The organism is Alteromonas sp. 009811495 (genome assembly GCF_028865455.1).
GTDB lineage: Bacteria > Pseudomonadota > Gammaproteobacteria > Enterobacterales > Alteromonadaceae > Alteromonas.
In genome coordinates, this window is the sequence record NZ_CP113972.1 from 985560 (window position 1) to 1002677 (window position 17118).

Genomic DNA, 17118 nt, shown 5'->3' on the forward strand with positions numbered 1-17118 from the left:
CCAGCATTACCCCTCCCACATCCTTGTACATCACGCGACCCCGTGCGCTTTCTTTGTAGTGCTTAGATTCAGGGGAGTATCAAAAGAAAATATGCTTTCTTTGGCTCGCATACCCTGATTCATGCCTATTTACTTGCGCTTTTTGGGCTTTGCTTTGCTCTTAGCTTTGTCTTTGGCCTTTACTTTTTTCTTTTTCGGGCCAATCTTTGGTGTTTTGTTTTTGGGGCGAAGCTCATCAATAACACGAGCTTTTAAGGGCTCGCCCATGTAACGCGCTACTTTCGCTATCATTTCAAAGTCGTGTGCTTCAACTAGCGATATCGCCGTGCCTTTTGCGCCAGCACGACCTGTTCTACCAATACGGTGAACGTAAACATCGGCTTTGCGCGGCATATCAAAGTTAATTACATGGCTTACGTTTGGTACGTCAATACCGCGTGCCGCAACGTCTGTGGCAAGTAAGATAGGCACTTCACCGCTCTTAAAGCGCGCCAGTGCGGCAATGCGTTTATCTTGTGGCATTTCGCCTTGTAGCCAACATACTGGAATGTCTTTTGATGCCAAAAAGTCTTTTAACATTTGCAGACGGTCGCGGGTTTTAACAAAAACAACCGCTGTAGTGGTCGCTTCTTGCTGAAGAATATTAACCAATAGGGCTTGCTTGTGATTCATGTCATCAGCAAGGTGATACCACTGGTGAATTTTGTTTTTCTCTTTGCGCGAAGGATTTGCTTCGATGACTTCTGGATTGTTCAGAATCTCATGAGCAAAGTTTCTTACACCAGCACCTTCCAAGGTAGCTGAAAACAATAAATTCTGTTTGCGCCAGCGTGCTTCCGCGGCAATTTGATTCACCACGGTTGAGAAGCCCATGTCTAGCATGCGATCGGCTTCATCAAGAATTAGGCACTCGATATCACGGCAGTCCGCGGTTTCTTTTTCGATGTGTTCAAGTAAACGACCAGGCGTTGCAACAAGAATGTCTAAGTTTTTGCTCAAGGTTTCTTTGTCGGTGCCGTAGTTAATACCGCCGGTTATTACACCGCACACAATTTGCGTATGCTTGGTCATAGCTACGGCTTGCTCGTATACCTGAAGCGCTAATTCACGAGTCGGCGTTAAAATTAAAATGCGCGTAGCACCCGGTTGCTTGCGAGGGTAGTCGAGCAAAAACTGGCACGCAGGCAGCAAGAACGCCGCTGTCTTACCTGTACCTGTTGGCGCTGATGCCAAGATATCACGCCCGTCTAACGCATGGGGTATCACTAATTCTTGTATGCTAGTTGGAGTTTCAAACCCCATATCGGCAACTGCGTGGCACAGTGCTTCGTCTAATTCGAGTTCTTCGAAAGTCATAGTATAAAAAACGCTCTAAATGAATGGGGCGTATTGTAGCATTGCTGCACCAAAACATAGAGAAAAACTGCGTTTAAATTCGAACACCATGGGTAAATACACATTCAGGTGCCAACGGGTTAGCACTATTGGCATTGAGCAACTGTAAGTGGATAAGACTGAGTTTACTTACTTGGTCTTCGCTCAGCTCGCGCGATATTTCAAAGTAGTAGTTCGCATAAGGCGAGTTTAGCTCCCGCAATTCAAGGTAGGGGAATTGTCGGTATTTCCAGTGACCTTGTGCGCTAACGGTGGACTCGTCGATTTCAAGAGTAAGTTGATAGGTTCCGTCTTTATTCAAACGTAACCGTTGGCCATCGCCACATTCCTTACTTGCGTAGCTATGTACAAGGTCTTGAGCAAGTAAGGTGCCTTTGGGGCGTTTTCCATCAGGAAATAAGAAAACAGCGAGCGAGTTTTTGGTATACCAATGATTACCCTGTGAAAGTGGTTGAACACTATTTATTGGTAAACCATTAGATTGAGCGGCATCGGTAGCGTAGTCGATGGCTTCTGGCGCTTGCAATAACAGTGAGTACAGCAGTGTATTTGAGGTTATGGTAGTAGGGAATTCAAAGTCATTTACTTCAACGTTCAGCCCTTTTTCACTGAGGCTTTCACTTAACGATTGTACTTGCGAAGGCGCTATGTATTTTCCGTAAATATGTACAGTGGGTTTGCTGGTGCAGCCTGCAATGGCTAATAAGCAAAGCAGTAGTCCGATACCGTTAAATACGGTATTAGTGAGTAAGTGCGTTATGTGTTTCGAATAAAGTGTTTTAGATATTGTCACAATGCATCACCCTTATGCTTTTTGAAATTAGACTGGACTTCATCTTTTTGTCATTTGCTTTTGTTTCATGTTTTACTTTTAGGATTACACTTGTAATCCTATTTGTGTAGCATAGCGATATGGGATATGAAAGCAAAGTGTTTTTTCGAAATTACATAGCGGTTACTTGTTTCTTTGTATTGATAAACAAAAATGTTTTATTGTTTATCAATAAAATTTTGTTGTTTTATAATAAAGTTGCGCTATAGTTGGTGAGTGAATTTTAAACAGGGCTTCGCTATGGACTCGAACACTACAACAACGCCTATATTGGCCTTGCGGTTAAAAAAACTATTTGATGGGGTATTTTATCTGTTTGGTGCACTGATGATTGTTGGGCTAGTGATGATAGTCGTCGTAGGTCTCAATATTCCGTCTGACCAAGAGGCTCGTCATACAGATATTAATTATCCACTGAATTTTAGGGTATTACCTAGTGATGAAGTCGCGAATGCACCAAAGAATGATACAAATAAGATCAGTGAAATCATACAAGGCCAAGCAGAAATAAAGCTCAACAATACACTTGGAAAGTCGGCTTGGTATATTTCTAACTTTATTTATGTTCTCCAAGCCATTGTTGTGATGATTTCGCTTCATTACTTACGTAAGTTGTTCGCCAATTTTGCTCAGCGCCACTACTTTACGCAAGCTAATGCAATGTATATCAGGCGTATCGCATTTATCGTTATAGTGAGTTGCGTTGTATACCCTATCGTTATCTATTCTGGTGGATTAATGATTTTGAACGACATTGGCAGCTTTAATGCTCAAATCGAGCTATCTCCCTCAATATCATTACCTATTACCGGACTGATTATAGGGTTGGCGTTGTTGGTGCTTGCGCAGCTATTAGACGAGGCCGTGGAAATATATAAAGAGCAGACGCTGACAATTTAAAATGAAGAAAACAATAAAAATAAATTTAGATATGGTGATGCTTCAACGAAAAATGTCACTCACTGAGTTGTCAGAAAGAGTGGGTATTACTATGGCCAACCTTTCTACCCTTAAAACAGGAAAAGCGAAAGCAATTCGTTTTAGTACCTTGCTCGCGTTGTGCGAGGCCCTTGACTGCGAGCCGGGTGATTTAATTCAAACGGAGTGACTTATTTATTGGGCTTAAGGTGTAACAATCAACGCTCTGTAATCCCAGCTTTGCAAAACACCGTCAGATGAAAGAGTAACAAGGTCGCCGTCGTTGTTGATTGTTAACGCATGAGTGGTGGCCTCGCTTGAGTAACGTGTTATTTCCCACGATGCTTGCTCTTCGCCGGTGTTGGCATTCCACAGGGTTACTACAGATTTAGGTGACGTGGTTACAAGGTACTCACCATTTTCAAGAAATAATCCCTTTCTAAAAAAGCGAAACCGCTCAAAAAACGAAAGTTCTGAAATTACTGCATTGTGGGCAAGGTCAATAATTTCGTGGCTGTTCAGTGCATCAGATATAAACGCTCGTTGTGATTGTGAATCTATCACCGATGCCGTGATGCGACTGCGATAGTGCCGTTGATGAACTACATCATTTTGCGCTAAATCCCATAAGAACCATCGTTTGTCTATACCACCTGCGAATGCGTAACTTTCGGATGCATACCCCACGTGAAGTACTTTCATGGTATTGTGGCTGAATTGCAATGCAGTTCCTTGTGCAAAGTCTAACTCGAGTACGGTTCCATCAGTCATACCAACCAGCGCGCTTTCGCCCTCGGGAGAAAGCTGCATTGATGAAGCCGTAGCACCAGAGTCTTTCCCGTAAAACTGCCAGCTACCTAAGATCTTACCCGTATGCAGGTTTATTAATGTGGTACTCCAATGCCCTGTAACCGCCAGCCATTTTTTGTTGTTTGAGAGTGTGATGATAGCTAGCGCTTCTTGGCCCAGTTCATCCTGACGCCATATATAGCGTTGTTGCTTGCTATTGGTGTCCCACACTGACACAGAATGATCATTATGGATAAAGGCTGCCAAGCTGGCGTCACTAGATAATGCTGCTTGTTTAACAGGAATTTTGGTTAGTCGAGTTTCTTCAACAGGCAATACAGGCGCGTCTTCTTTACAACCTTGCTGCATGACAAGTAGTAAACTAAAGATACATGCAGTCAGCGTTTTGCGAACAAGTGCGTCATAACTAAGCATTGGGTTCTCTTGGTGTTTATTATTCTTATTCTGTAGCTATTTGTGCAATTGCGGCTAGTCTTGCATCTTCCAATGCAGGCTTTATGGCAGGCCCTTTTATGCCTTGAGCAATGATCTGTTGAACGTCAACCTGTGTCGCGGCATTTAATGCTAAAAGGATTTGCTCTCTGCGTATGTCCCAGTTCATACCGTGGTATTGTGCGTAAGGTGCAACAGCATCAAGTACCATCAAAAAGCGCTCTGCTCGCCGCCACGTGTCACACCCATTAAAAAGGGTAAGCAATGACTGAGCTGTATTGTCTTTCTCTAGCAATAACGCCTTAAATTTACACACTAGCAGCGCGACATCACTCACTTGGTTTTGCACTTTTAGTCGTGTACACAAGCTCTTTACTTCATCTTCAGAGAGGTGTGCGGTTAGTGCCGCAAATCTAACGGTTAGGCTATCTGTGTTACTGCAGGGTTTTATTGTTGCAGACAGAGCCAAGGTTGGTATGGCGTCTTCAATGGTTGGTACAATTTCACAAAACCAGTCTTCAAGCGCGTGTACGTTGCTCAGTACTTGGAAAAATACTTCAGGCGTTTTTTCTTGTAGGCTTCGTTTGGTCTCTTGCCATACTCGTTCCGCCGTGAGGCTTTTAAGCTCCCCACTTTTTGCCATCGTTGTCATTAGCGCTTCTGTTTCTTGCGCAATGGTAAACCCTAAATAGGCATAGCGTGTTGCGAATCGTGCCACACGGAATACGCGAAGAGGGTCTTCGCTAAACGCATCAGACACGTGACGTAATATACGACTTTCAAGATCTACTCGACCGTTATACGGGTCGATAATAGTGCCACTGCTATCTTGCGCCATGGCATTCACAGTAAGGTCGCGCCGCATAAGATCTTCTTCCAGCGTGACTGAGGTTGACGCATCACAAATAAAGCCCGTATATCCTTTTCCTGATTTTCTCTCTGTTCGCGCAAGGGCATATTCGTCAGAGGTTTTTGGGTGCAAAAATACCGGAAAGTCTTTACCTACCTGCGTATAGCCTTGGCGTAACATTTCGTCTGGCGTTGCGCCCACTACTACATAGTCGTGTTCTGTAATATCGCGATTAAGTAAAGCATCGCGCACTGCACCGCCTACTAAATATACCTGCATGCTGCCTCGTATAAACCTAACTGAAAGAAAAAGGTGGTACTGAATAACCACTAAAGAATAAATATGACGCGAAGTATACCAATCTTAAGGATAATTTCGCAGTGTATGGGCTTTCTGCTCCATTCATTATTGTTTCAGTGCTTTCACTAAGGCCTAGCGTCTGGTAGTTTAATCGTCGTTTTTAACTATTTTTAGCAGCGACCATGTATTTGAATTACTTCGGGTTAAGCGATAATCCTTTTTCTATCGCGCCAAACCCCGATTATTTGTATATGAGCCCTAGGCACAAGGAAGCGTTAGCCCATTTAACGTTTGGGCTAAGAGAAAGCGGCGGTTTTGTTATGCTTACAGGTGAAGTAGGTACCGGCAAAACAACGGTGTCGAGAAAGCTACTTCAGCAGCTACCTGATAATACGCAGGTGGCTATGATTTTAAACCCAACGCTTTCTGCGCTTGAGCTTTTGGCGACGGTGTGTGATGAACTTGGGCTTGAGTATCAGCCTCAACAAGCCAGTCTTAAATACTTCACCGACTTAATTCTTAGTAAGTTAGCCGAAAATCATCAAGCGGGTATTAACACGGTATTAATGGTGGACGAGGCGCAACATTTATTACCTGAAGTGCTTGAGCAACTTCGCTTGCTAACCAATTTGGAAACTAACCGTGAAAAGTTACTTAAGGTAGTGCTGATAGGTCAACCAGAACTACAGCAATTACTAAAGCGTAATGAGTTGCGCCAACTCGCGCAGCGTATTACCGCTAGGTACCACCTTCTGCCGCTAACCGCGCCCGAAGTGAGCGCTTACATAGCGCACCGCCTCAGCGTGGCTGATGGTGACATAAGCATTTTCAGTAAGTCGACACTGCGTGCGGTCCATCAAATTACGGGCGGTATACCACGCGTGATTAACTTGTTGTGCGACAGAGCACTGACATTATCGTTTACTAAGCAACACGCGGTAGTACAAAAGCCCATATTCTTAGCGGCTGCAGAGCAAATCTTAGGTGATGACGTAGTGAGTCAGCGCGTACAAAGTCAACGTAAGTGGGTGTTAGTGGCGACCTTTGTAATAGCAATTCTGTGTGGCTATGGGTTAGGGAGCTTGTATGTCTAATGTAGTTTCAATAGATAAGCTCAAGCCTGGCATGGTGATCGTACAAATCACTCAACAAAATGGACCGGTAAAAATAAGAAAGTCTGGGCTTGTGACAAGTGAGGCCATGGTGCAGGGCTTGTCTGAAATGGGCGTTCAAGAACTAGAAATCGACCCTGAACAAACCGTAGAAATAGCCCCCGCGGTAGGACAGCATCGCACGCAAACACAAGCGTTACTTCGTGGTCAGCACGACACGTCTGCTAAATTCGATAAATCGCTTAACGAGCAGTTTAACCGTAGCCTATTCCTGCCAACTGTCGAAAGCTTACCTTCTGCTTGGAAAATATACAGTAAGCAGGTGGCAACGTTTGCCATTGTCATCTTAGGTGGTTTGGCTATTGGGTTTACGGGTGCAACAACCGAGCGCTGGTGGCCTGTTATCACAGGTAAATTGTCAGAAAATTCTGTAGCCCAAAGTGTTCCACCCGCCTCAGATGTTGCGCCTAGTGGGCCTACCAGTGAAAAAGCGGCCTCAAATAATGATAGTGGACAAGTTGCTAAAGGCGATTTGAGTAGAGTAGCAAAAACAGCGCCTGAATCGGGTACAAATTTAGATACTCCCTCAGCGGGTAGCTTGTCAGAACCAGTTGTTCAAAACAGCGCCCTTGAATCTGCGCAAGTACCTTCTGTCAATAATACGCCCGAGGCTCAGCCTCAAACACCAGACAGTGACTATGAGGGAAAAGTACTTAATGACGGGCAAAGTAATTCAGATGTATCGGTGTCGCCTGAATTGATGGCAAAATTCAATGCTGCGGTAAAAGCGCTAGACTCGCAAGCTCGCGACGATACTGAAGAAGCTGAGATTCCCGTAACGACAAGAGATGACATCCCGCGTGTAGATCAACTTCCAGTGCGACTTTTAACGCGTCTACCCACCATGAACTTTAGTGCGCACATGTATGCGTCGCGCCCAGCTGATAGGTGGGTACGTGTGAACGGCCGACAAATGGGAGAAGGCGAGTGGATTGCTGATAAGGTGCAAATTATCAACATTGAAGCCCAGCGTGTTGTGCTGTCTTTTGAAGATGAGCTATTTACTATGGCGGCATTAACCGACTGGTAAACGCTATCTTAATCGAAAAAAAGGCCACATGCGTTTATCGCTGTGGCCTTTTTTAATTTTAATGACGACTAAGTTAGATGAAATCTAAATAGGCATTTGGTTTACAAAGACATCTTTAAAAAACTTTGGAAGGTTTAAATTGAATTCTTCTGGCCTAACACCTGATACGATTTCATCGTCGTGGACGGCTAAGTCTATGCGCTTCACTTCATTAAAATGTTGTGATGTAACACTGTAGAACGTCATTATCTGAGGACTCACAGGAGCTTTCGGATTTGCTCTACTTACAATGCCTAATTTTCCACTTTTAAGTCTTACAAGTGAACCTACTGGGTGAACGCCAATACATTGAATAAACTGTTTTACTAGGTCTTGGTCGAGATGTTCTGAATTGGTCAAGCGTTTGAGTGCCTGCGACGGTGTAATGCTGTCTTTGTGTTGACGGTTAGACGTCATGGCATCGTACGCGTCTACAATAGCTGCAATACGCGCAAATTCACTTATCTCTTCACCAGCAAGGCCTTTCGGATAGCCGCTGCCATCCATACGTTCGTGATGCTGTTCAACAATGTTAAGAGATAAGTCTGATATCTCGCCGCATTGCTCAACAAGGTCTACACCAATTTCCACATGGGTTTTCATGACTTCCCAATCGTCACTAGAGAACTTTCCAGTGTTGTTTCGTATTTCATCTGGAAGCGATGACATACCAATATCCATCAGCAGAATGCCTAAGCTAACTTGTTCTATGGTATCTCTGTCATAACCGAGGTACTCGCAAAATATACCGCCTAAAATGCTGCAATTTATTGAGTGTTCCAATAAGTACTTATCGGTTTCTTTTATCATCGTCAAACAGCTAAGCGCGTCTTTATTGTCAAAAACACTCTCTATTAAGCTTTCAGACAACGACTCCATGGGCGATAAGTCTTTTACTGCACCGTTTTTAAGGCCTTTCAAAAAACTGCTCTGTATTGTGAGCGCATTTTCGTAAAGATCGCTCGCCTCGCTAATGGATTCTCTGCCAACGGGCTTGGCAACTGCTCTAGGGCGGTCTTCTTTGACTTCATCTTGAGGTGCAGGCGGAGGCGTTGGGGTCTTTTTTTCTGGCAATTTTGATTTTGCCATATCAACTTCAAGCAATAAGATCCCTTTCGATTTTAAGGTATCAATAATGGCTTGAGTTTTGACAATGCCCTTCGAGCGCATTTTAAGCGCTCCAGTTTGTTCAAGTACTTGATTGACGTACATCCCTGGTATCAATTCATCAATGGGTACTTGTTCTAGCATTATCTCTCCTGTAAGTCTTGGTACGACGGCTTTATACTAATTACAATAGGTGTGAATGCTACGATAATCCACTGAAAAAGGTGAGTTCTTTCGTCTTTTTTTTAACTCAATTAGACTTAGTATATGCGAAAAAAAACGACATACACAGCGTTTAGCTTTCTGTATATGCCGTTATTGATGTGCTTAGCTGGTTGTAAGGCTAAAACGATAACAACTGCCCGCTATCGCAAATTACAGCCATGCAGGCTGCTTCCTCTCAAAGGCTTCAATAGTGCTCGTAAGCTCTAACGTTTGACCGATAGCATCCAAACCTTTAATAAGGTTGTTTTTATGATGCTCGGCAATATCGAAGCTGAAGCTAGTGTCGTTGAAGTTCACAGTTTGTGCGGGAAGATCAACCGTAATCTTAGTTGCTGGATCTGCCTTCACTGCAGCAAATAAAGCGTCCATTTGCTCGCTTGATAGTGCCACTGGCACTAGCTGATTATTGATGCAGTTACCGTAAAAAATATCGGCAAAGCTGGTGGCAATTACCGTTTTAAAACCAAAATCGGCCAGCGCCCATGGTGCGTGTTCACGGCTTGAACCACAGCCAAAGTTTTCGCGAGCTAGCAATATGCTTGCGCCTGTGTGCTCAGGCTTGTTAAGCGCAAACGCTGGGTTTGGCTCTTTTTCTTCTAGATCCAAATAGCGCCAGTCGTGAAACAAATGTTTGCCGTAGCCAGCACGAGTTACACCAGTTAAAAACTGTTTTGGAATAATTTGGTCGGTGTCGACATTGGCCTGATCAAGTGGCGCAGCAATGCCTGTGTGTTGTGTAAAACCTTGTTCAGACATAACTTACTCCTGATAATCTCGTACGTCAGCAAAGCGACCAGTAATCGCCGCAGCAGCTGCCATTGCAGGGCTTACTAAGTGAGTGCGTGCACCGCGGCCCTGTCGGCCTTCAAAGTTACGGTTGCTGGTAGAAGCACACCTATCGCCTGCTACTAATTTGTCGTCATTCATACCAAGGCACATTGAGCAGCCCGGTAAGCGCCATTCAAAACCCGCATCGATAAAGATTTTATCTAAGCCTTCGGCCTCTGCTTGGCGCTTAACATTACCCGACCCCGGAACCACGATGGCAGTTACTGAGTCGGCTACTTTGCCGCGCTTAGCAATTTGTGCGGCGGCGCGCATATCTTCAATACGTCCGTTGGTACATGAGCCTATAAATACGTGGTTAACGGCAACGTCGGCAAGTTTTTCGCCTGGTTTTAGACCCATGTATTCAAGCGCTTTTACTGCACTTTCTTTTTCAATTGGATCGCTAAAATCTTCTGGCGCAGGTACAGGGGTGTTCACGCCAATAACCTGGCCCGGGTTGGTACCCCACGTAACCTGAGGCGCGATATCAGCCGCTTCAAGCTCAACGACAGTGTCAAAGGTAGCGCCTTCTTCGGTGTAAAGGGTTTTCCAGTAAGCGACTGCGTCTTCCCAGTCTTGGCCTTTAGGTGCGTATTCACGCCCCTCAAGATAAGCAAAGGTTTTTTCATCTGGTGCAACAAGACCAGCTTTAGCACCCGCTTCGATGCTCATATTACACACGGTCATGCGCTCTTCCATGCTTAAACCGCGAATGGCTTCACCCGCATATTCAATAACATGTCCGGTAGCGCCGGCGTGGCCAATTTTACCAATAATGGCAAGAATGATGTCTTTTGCGGTTATACCAACCGGAAGCTTTCCATTTACGTTGATTACCATGCTTTTCGCGCGGCTTTGCTTCAACGTTTGTGTAGCCAGTACGTGCTCTACCTGAGAAGTACCAATACCAAAAGCCAGTGCACCAAACGCACCATGGGTTGCAGTGTGAGAGTCGCCACACACCACGGTCATACCTGGCTGAATTAATCCTAATTCCGGGCCCATGACATGCACAATACCTTGCTTTTGGTGACCTACTGGAAAAAGCTGTATGCCGTGTTCTTCGCAGTTTTTAGCCAGGGTTTGTAGCTGAAGCGCGTTAGCTGGCCCACATGCGTCGATTGCTAGTGAGCGAGTTGAAATACTGTGATCCATAGTGCCAACAGTGCGATCAGGACGTCGTACTTTACGGCCTTTTTCATTAAGGCCAGCGAATGCCTGAGGCGATGTCACTTCGTGAATTAGGTGGCGGTCGATATAAATTAAGCTGTCTTCACCAATTTGGTCGATAATGTGGGCTTGCCACACTTTGTCATATAAGGTCTTGGCCATGAGGTTTTTTTACTCCTGCGCCATTAATTGTTTAACGATTTCATCGCCTACTTGAGACGTGCTTGCTGCTTGGCTGCGTTTGTCAGAAGGGAGTAACTCGCCTGTAAGTACACCTGCTTCTAATGTTGCAACAACGGCTTTTTCAATAGCGTCTGCTGCATCACCTAAGTTCATGCTAAAGCGCAGCATCATGGCAGCTGATAGAATTTGTGCGATAGGGTTTGCAATGCCTTGGCCAGCAATATCAGGCGCTGAACCGCCTGCTGGCTCGTAAAGACCAAAGCCATCTTCGTTCATACTTGCCGATGGTAACAAGCCCATAGATCCTGTCATCATTGCGCATTCATCAGAAACGATATCGCCAAAAAGGTTTGAACACAGCATGACATCGAACTGTGCCGGGTTTTTCATTATTTGCATGGTGGCGTTATCGATATAGATGTGGTCAAGCTCAACATCCGGGTAGGCTTTTGCTACTTCCTCGGCAATTTCACGCCATAAACGACTGGTTACCAACACATTGGCTTTGTCTACCGACGTTACTTTACCGCGACGTTTTTGCGCCGCTTCAAACGCTGCAATGGCAATTCGGCGAATTTCACGTTTGCTATAGCGCATAGTGTCATACGCAAACTCTTCTTCGCCTTCACCTTCACGGCCTTTTGGCTGACCAAAATAAATGCCGCTTGTTAATTCGCGCACTACTAAAACGTCTACGCCAGATTTGGCAATGTCTTCTCGAAGCGGAGACAAGCTTTCAAGGCCCGGATAAATGCGCGCTGGGCGTAAGTTACTGAATAAGTCAAAATGGCTGCGAAGGGTAAGCAGCGCGGCGCGTTCTGGGCGTTGTTCAAGCGGTAGCGTGTCCCACTTAGGGCCGCCAATACTGCCAAATAAAATGGCATCTGCTTGCTCACAACCTAATAGCGTTTTTGAGGGCAAGGCTTCGCCTTCAGTATCAATGGCGTAGCCACCTACCGGGTATGCAGTGCGGTTTAAGGCGACGTTAAACTTCTTTTCAACAGCATCTAAAACCTTGTTGGCTTCCTGCATAACTTCTGGGCCGATACCGTCTCCGGCTAATACGGCAATTGAATACTGGCTCATTTAAACTCCTGCAACGCGTTCTTGTTGGTTTTTCTGCTGATCGATTTTGTCAGCTAAATAGGTGTTGTTTAGTACAAAAATCAGTGCTTTTACACCGGCTTCTACGATGTCTGTGGCAAGGCCAATGCCGTGAAAGCGGCGGCCTTTGTAAGTGGCAATAACGCTCACTTGTGCCAAGGCGTCGGCCCCTTCACCTTTTGAATCTAGTTTAAAGTCGACAACTTCTAAGTCTTCGTGACCTAGTATAGACATAATGGCTTTGTAAGCTGCGTCTACCGGGCCGTTACCAATACTGGATTGGGTGATCTCTTCAGTGCCCACTCTCATTTTTACCGTAGCGCTTGGGATAATTTCACGCCCTGAGTTCGCTTGAAGATAAAGCAACTGGAAGTGTGCTTGGTCGTGCTTTTGTTTGTCAAAGAACAACAAGGCTTCTAGGTCATAGTCGTACACTTGGCCTTTCTTATCGGCTAACTTTAAGAAGGCGTCATAAACTGCTTCTAAGTCGTAATCTTCAGTCTTGTAACCAAGTTCGGTTAAGCGATGTTTGATCACATGGCGACCCGAGCGAGAGGTAAGATTAAGGTTGTTCTTATTTATGCCCACACTTTCTGGGGTCATAATCTCATACGTGTTTTGCGCTTTTAAGACACCGTCTTGGTGAATGCCTGACGAGTGACTAAATGCATTTGCACCCACAATGGCTTTGTTGGCTTGAACCGGCATATTACAAAGCTGGCTGACCAACTTCGATGTGCGTGAAATCTCCGTAGAGTTAATATTGGTGTCAAAACCTAGCATGTTCTTACGGGTTTGTAAGATCATGGCTATTTCTTCAAGTGATGCATTACCGGCACGTTCGCCTATACCGTTTATTGTACATTCGACCTGTCTTGCACCTTGCTCTACTGCAGCCAATGAGTTTGCTACCGCTAACCCCAAATCGTTATGGCAATGTACAGAGATGGTTGCTTTGTCTATGTTAGGGACGCGATTAAACAATTGCTGGATAATGCCGCCAAACTCTGTTGGTGTGGTGTAACCTACGGTATCTGGAATGTTGACGGTTGTCGCACCAGCGTCAATAGCGGCTTCAACCATACGGCATAAGTAGTCTATGTGGGTACGGCCAGCGTCTTCGCACGAAAACTCTACGTCATCGGTATATTGTCTGGCGTGTTTTACCGCTTTTACCGCCATCTCTACAATTTCGTCTTGAGACTTTCGAAGTTTGGCGCCTACGTGAATTTCAGACGTCGCAATAAAGGTGTGAATTCGGAACTGTTCTGCAACGCTCAATGCTTGTCCACATGCGTCAATATCACCTGGCAATGCACGAGATAACCCGCAAACAATGGAGTTTTTAACTTCCTTTGCAATCATTTGTACAGAACGGAAGTCTCCCGGCGACGATACAGGAAATCCTGCTTCAATAATATCAACGCCTAAGCGTTCGAGCGCCAGTGCAATCTGTAACTTCTCTTTGGCACTTAGGCTGGCAGGTAGCGCCTGCTCACCGTCTCGCAATGTGGTATCAAAGATCTTCACTTGATTTGTCATGACGCTCTCTCAGTTGAATAGTTAAAAAAAAACCCGTGCTTGGCACGGGTTTTTTATGTTTAATCGCTGGTCGCAATCTACCCGTGCAGTCTGGCTGCCATAAGGAGTAGAGATAGAAGAATGAAACGATTACGCATGTGCTGTTGTTTCTTTGCTGACCAAGTTGATAGCGACAATGTAACCATGTGAGCGCAACAGGTCAACCATTGTTTACAATAATGAGTATATTTTTCGTGTATAAGAGGCGAGTTTTAATTATTTAGGATGTATATACTAATTTTTTCTCTACGAAAGTTGTTTTTGCATTTTAAACGCCGTTTCATCGGCATCTAAGTGAGTGATTTTTAGTTTTTTAGGACAGATGTACTAAATCTTAAGTTGGTTGGATAGGCTTCGTTTTGGGTTTTTATTCATCAATTGTGATTTTATATTTTTCGCAACGTTATAAGTTTGATCCTCAAACGATAGAGCAGGTTCTGTTTGACTGCACAACGATGAGTTATCTTCCGAAGCTTTAATTATAACTTTGTTGGATTTTGTCTTGAATATATTGCGAAAGTGCTTAATTTTTGTGTAGTTTCTGAGCTGGACTTTTTTTTGAAGTGGTAAGTGGTATAGACTCGTAGTGGCTTGCAAAAAGACTAGAATGTTTTTTCATCACGCTACTTTACTGAAACAGAACAGATGACAGGGCTATTCATGCATTTGATTGGTTATAAAAAAACAGTATGGAAATACATTACGATAATAATTTTTTTGATACTGTCTTCCTCTGCTAGCGCAAATGAAGACAGTACTTGTGTGGAAGTGCTAAGTACGATTCAAGGTTACAGTTTAGGGCACAGTGCGTGTTACAACGCTGATGCATGCTTCCACGCTGGAGTGGTACATTCGGATAGCAAATGTACACTATATGATCCAACAAAAGCTGTCGGTTTCTTACAAAAAGCCGCAGACTTGAATCATGTAGATGCGCAAGTTTACCTAGCCGCTTTACTTTCTTCTAACGAAATTCCTCCAGACTATGAACAAGCAGTAGCACTTTATGAAAAAGCCGCCAATCAAAACCACTTAAGAGCTCAATTTATGTTGGGCGGAATTTATTTAATGGGCGACTGGGTAGAAAAAGATCTAATAAGATCGGCTTACTGGTATCAAGAGGCCGCAGAACAGGGCCATGCTTCAGCCCAATATTATCTTGGTTTTTTCTACATTCAGGGTGTTGGAGTAGCCAAAGATAATGATAAAGGTATGGCATTATTGCAAAAATCAGCTGCTCAAGGGCATCAAGGAGCAGCAGAACTACTGAATAAATTGGGTATGTAGCAATGGCTTCTTTCGTGGTTTATAAGAGGTATGCTTCTCGCAATGAGTGCTGGTTTACATGCGCATTTTTCGTAAAATCTTTAATTTTTCAAAAAAATTAATTGTTACGTCCAATTCCGAAGTATTGGTAGAGGATATACGGGCGACTCTTGCTGAGGTAATGGAACAAAACCAAAATATTGTAGGGCAAAGTTATACGACTTCAGGCTTCAACAATCATGAGTTAGTAAGTGATGCAGTATACTTTGTTTATGATTGCCTCGAAGGTATTAAATTTGAATATTCAGACACTGAACTAGTGGAAGCAGTACTCGCTGAAATTCGAAGTAAAAGGCATGTCTTTGAGAGTAAAATCTACGACCCAGATGGCATCATTTCTGGGACGCTAGTGGATATCGAAAATGTCTTGAAGCAAAAATTTAGCCCTAAAGCGTTAGATTAAAAGTGACTACACCAGTATGTGCATATTGACCTTACAAGAGCAAACAGCTGAAACATTTGTCAATGACATGAAGAGCCTTGGCTTTGAATGCGATTTTTCGTTGCATAGTCTTTTGAACGATATTGATGTGATACTAAGTTCTTCTAGGATTTCATTTGATGATAAGAATCCTTCTGGTTATAGGCATCTAGCGGGCATTCAGGCATATATTGGCGAGACATTGAAAAGACTTTATGGCGGTGAGTGGCAAGGTAAATTTATCATTGATACACCCGAGTCCAATTTTTACACGGCCTATTTGAGTTTTGGCGAATTTAATTTCTATCCGGCGCGTTTTCTTACTTATCGCCTAGGAAATGGAGAGGCTCTCGAAGGAACATTTAAGGCTTATCTCGAGCGAGTTTTACCTAGAATCATAGGGGAAAATAATCCCCAGATTTCTAGCCCACAAATCACAGCGATAAAATTAAAAAGTATTGCGCCTATGGTGCTAGTCGCTCTCTCTTTGTTCGTCGTGTTGACTTTAGCATTTACTGATGTGGGTAAGCAGCAGGCAATTATTAATTGGCCAGAGATTGATGCCTTTAAAGCTGAAATGCGTATTTTGTCAGTGCACCCTGATGAAGGTTATGTATACAACCGCTTCGTTGCTATGTCTGAAAGAATACCTGAAATTTTGAGTTTACAAAGGAAAAGCTCCAATTATGATCCGGATTTTGTAGCTATGCTGAGTACATGGAAAGCGAGTATCGATACTGCAAGAGCGTTTAATTCTCAGGTGCCTAAAGATTGCGAAACATGGGAGGCTGTATTTAGGTTGACTTGGGGGGAAGACGAGGTTTTATGGGATGATGATACCAATAGCCTTTGGGCGTTGGTTTTGCAGTTTTGTGAGGTGTCGTCATCTTTGATAGAAAGATAGCCGCGTTCTAGCTGTTAGCACTACTCGATAGGAAATTCATTATGTCATCGATAACTCTTCATTTTGAATTAACTTACCAAAAGGAAGAGCAGGCCCGATTAGTATTTGAAGCATTCAGTCAATGGCCAACTTTGACAATCAGAAAAAAGAAGCCTGATGCAAGGCGGCTTGCTATCATAAAACGTAGTATGGCATGGATTGGTTATGAGTTTAATGGCATATATCGGGAAGTATTTGAAAAACAAAATGTGATCCTAGAAAGGCCTCCTACGAGGGAGCAAAATACTATCTCACTCTTGTTTTATTGTAGCAAAATAAACGGATATCAATTTTTCCATATATTCTTTGAAGAACTTTCTATGTTACCGGTCACGATAGCTGGACATTTGTATAATGATATGGACGGATACACAGAGTCGAAAATCATAACAGTGCTATAATAATCTTAGGTAAAAAACTTTAGTACAACTCTAATCTCAACCTGACACTCA

General features: G+C 43.8%; 17 protein-coding genes. 8 read left to right on the forward strand and 9 right to left on the reverse strand.

Features of this window, described 5'->3' with window-relative positions:
• Window positions 1-129: 129 nt before the first annotated feature.
• Window positions 130-1356: an ATP-dependent RNA helicase SrmB gene (gene srmB / locus OZ660_RS04460; protein ID WP_274742707.1), complete on the reverse strand. Its 1227-nt coding sequence runs from the start codon at window positions 1354-1356 to the stop codon at window positions 130-132.
• Between the two features lie 73 nt (window positions 1357-1429).
• Window positions 1430-2188 (reverse strand): hypothetical protein, encoded by a 759-nt coding sequence (locus OZ660_RS04465; protein WP_274742708.1) that lies wholly within the window; start codon window positions 2186-2188, stop codon window positions 1430-1432.
• A gap of 279 nt (window positions 2189-2467) precedes the next feature.
• On the opposite strand from OZ660_RS04465, the gene OZ660_RS04470 reads away from it, so the two are divergent.
• Together OZ660_RS04470 and OZ660_RS04475 are read left to right on the forward strand one after the other, a co-directional pair.
• On the forward strand, window positions 2468-3127 hold the full coding sequence (locus tag OZ660_RS04470) for a DUF2975 domain-containing protein (RefSeq protein WP_274742709.1): 660 nt from the start codon (window positions 2468-2470) through the stop codon (window positions 3125-3127).
• A 1-nt stretch (window position 3128) separates the two neighbouring features.
• Window positions 3129-3335, forward strand: coding sequence for a helix-turn-helix domain-containing protein (locus tag OZ660_RS04475; RefSeq protein ID WP_226432380.1), 207 nt, complete (start codon window positions 3129-3131; stop codon window positions 3333-3335).
• A gap of 14 nt (window positions 3336-3349) precedes the next feature.
• Here the strand turns inward: OZ660_RS04475 and OZ660_RS04480 are convergent, their stop codons facing one another.
• Window positions 3350-4369, reverse strand: coding sequence for a WD40 repeat domain-containing protein (locus OZ660_RS04480; RefSeq protein WP_274742710.1), 1020 nt, complete (start codon window positions 4367-4369; stop codon window positions 3350-3352).
• Between the two features lie 25 nt (window positions 4370-4394).
• The gene (locus OZ660_RS04485) at window positions 4395-5516 is read right to left on the reverse strand and encodes a CCA tRNA nucleotidyltransferase (protein ID WP_274742711.1); all 1122 of its coding nucleotides are present in this window, start codon (window positions 5514-5516) and stop codon (window positions 4395-4397) included.
• A 203-nt stretch (window positions 5517-5719) separates the two neighbouring features.
• Between OZ660_RS04485 and OZ660_RS04490 the strand changes: the two genes are divergently transcribed.
• Window positions 5720-6631: an ExeA family protein gene (locus OZ660_RS04490; protein ID WP_274742712.1), complete on the forward strand. Its 912-nt coding sequence runs from the start codon at window positions 5720-5722 to the stop codon at window positions 6629-6631.
• Window positions 6624-7739, forward strand: coding sequence for a general secretion pathway protein GspB (locus OZ660_RS04495; protein ID WP_274742713.1), 1116 nt, complete (start codon window positions 6624-6626; stop codon window positions 7737-7739). Before OZ660_RS04490 ends, OZ660_RS04495 begins: the two co-directional genes overlap by 8 nt.
• Before the next feature lie 84 nt (window positions 7740-7823).
• Here the strand turns inward: OZ660_RS04495 and OZ660_RS04500 are convergent, their stop codons facing one another.
• From OZ660_RS04500 to leuA, 5 genes are all read right to left on the reverse strand, one after another.
• Entirely contained in the window at window positions 7824-9029 is a 1206-nt protein-coding gene (locus tag OZ660_RS04500) for an HD-GYP domain-containing protein (protein WP_274742714.1), read from the reverse strand.
• A 231-nt stretch (window positions 9030-9260) separates the two neighbouring features.
• Window positions 9261-9866 carry a 3-isopropylmalate dehydratase small subunit gene (leuD, locus tag OZ660_RS04505; protein ID WP_274742715.1) on the reverse strand — a complete coding sequence of 202 codons (606 nt, stop codon included), beginning with the start codon at window positions 9864-9866 and terminating at the stop codon, window positions 9261-9263.
• 3 nt (window positions 9867-9869) lie between these two features.
• Window positions 9870-11270 carry a 3-isopropylmalate dehydratase large subunit gene (gene leuC / locus OZ660_RS04510; RefSeq protein WP_274742716.1) on the reverse strand — a complete coding sequence of 467 codons (1401 nt, stop codon included), beginning with the start codon at window positions 11268-11270 and terminating at the stop codon, window positions 9870-9872.
• Between the two features lie 9 nt (window positions 11271-11279).
• Complete coding sequence (gene leuB / locus OZ660_RS04515; RefSeq protein WP_274742717.1) at window positions 11280-12377, reverse strand: 3-isopropylmalate dehydrogenase; 1098 nt, start codon at window positions 12375-12377, stop codon at window positions 11280-11282.
• Window positions 12378-13937: a 2-isopropylmalate synthase gene (gene leuA, locus OZ660_RS04520; protein ID WP_274742718.1), complete on the reverse strand. Its 1560-nt coding sequence runs from the start codon at window positions 13935-13937 to the stop codon at window positions 12378-12380. It lies immediately after the preceding gene.
• Between the two features lie 699 nt (window positions 13938-14636).
• Here leuA and OZ660_RS04525 point away from each other — a divergent pair.
• The 4 genes from OZ660_RS04525 to OZ660_RS04540 are packed head-to-tail and all read left to right on the forward strand — an operon-like array spanning window position 14637 to window position 17067.
• Window positions 14637-15263 (forward strand): tetratricopeptide repeat protein, encoded by a 627-nt coding sequence (locus OZ660_RS04525; protein WP_274742719.1) that lies wholly within the window; start codon window positions 14637-14639, stop codon window positions 15261-15263.
• A 58-nt stretch (window positions 15264-15321) separates the two neighbouring features.
• Window positions 15322-15705: a hypothetical protein gene (locus OZ660_RS04530; RefSeq protein ID WP_274742720.1), complete on the forward strand. Its 384-nt coding sequence runs from the start codon at window positions 15322-15324 to the stop codon at window positions 15703-15705.
• A 16-nt stretch (window positions 15706-15721) separates the two neighbouring features.
• Window positions 15722-16627, forward strand: a complete 906-nt coding sequence (locus OZ660_RS04535) for a hypothetical protein (protein ID WP_274742721.1) — start codon at window positions 15722-15724, stop codon at window positions 16625-16627.
• A gap of 41 nt (window positions 16628-16668) precedes the next feature.
• Window positions 16669-17067 (forward strand): hypothetical protein, encoded by a 399-nt coding sequence (locus tag OZ660_RS04540; RefSeq protein WP_274742722.1) that lies wholly within the window; start codon window positions 16669-16671, stop codon window positions 17065-17067.
• Window positions 17068-17118: the final 51 nt, after the last annotated feature.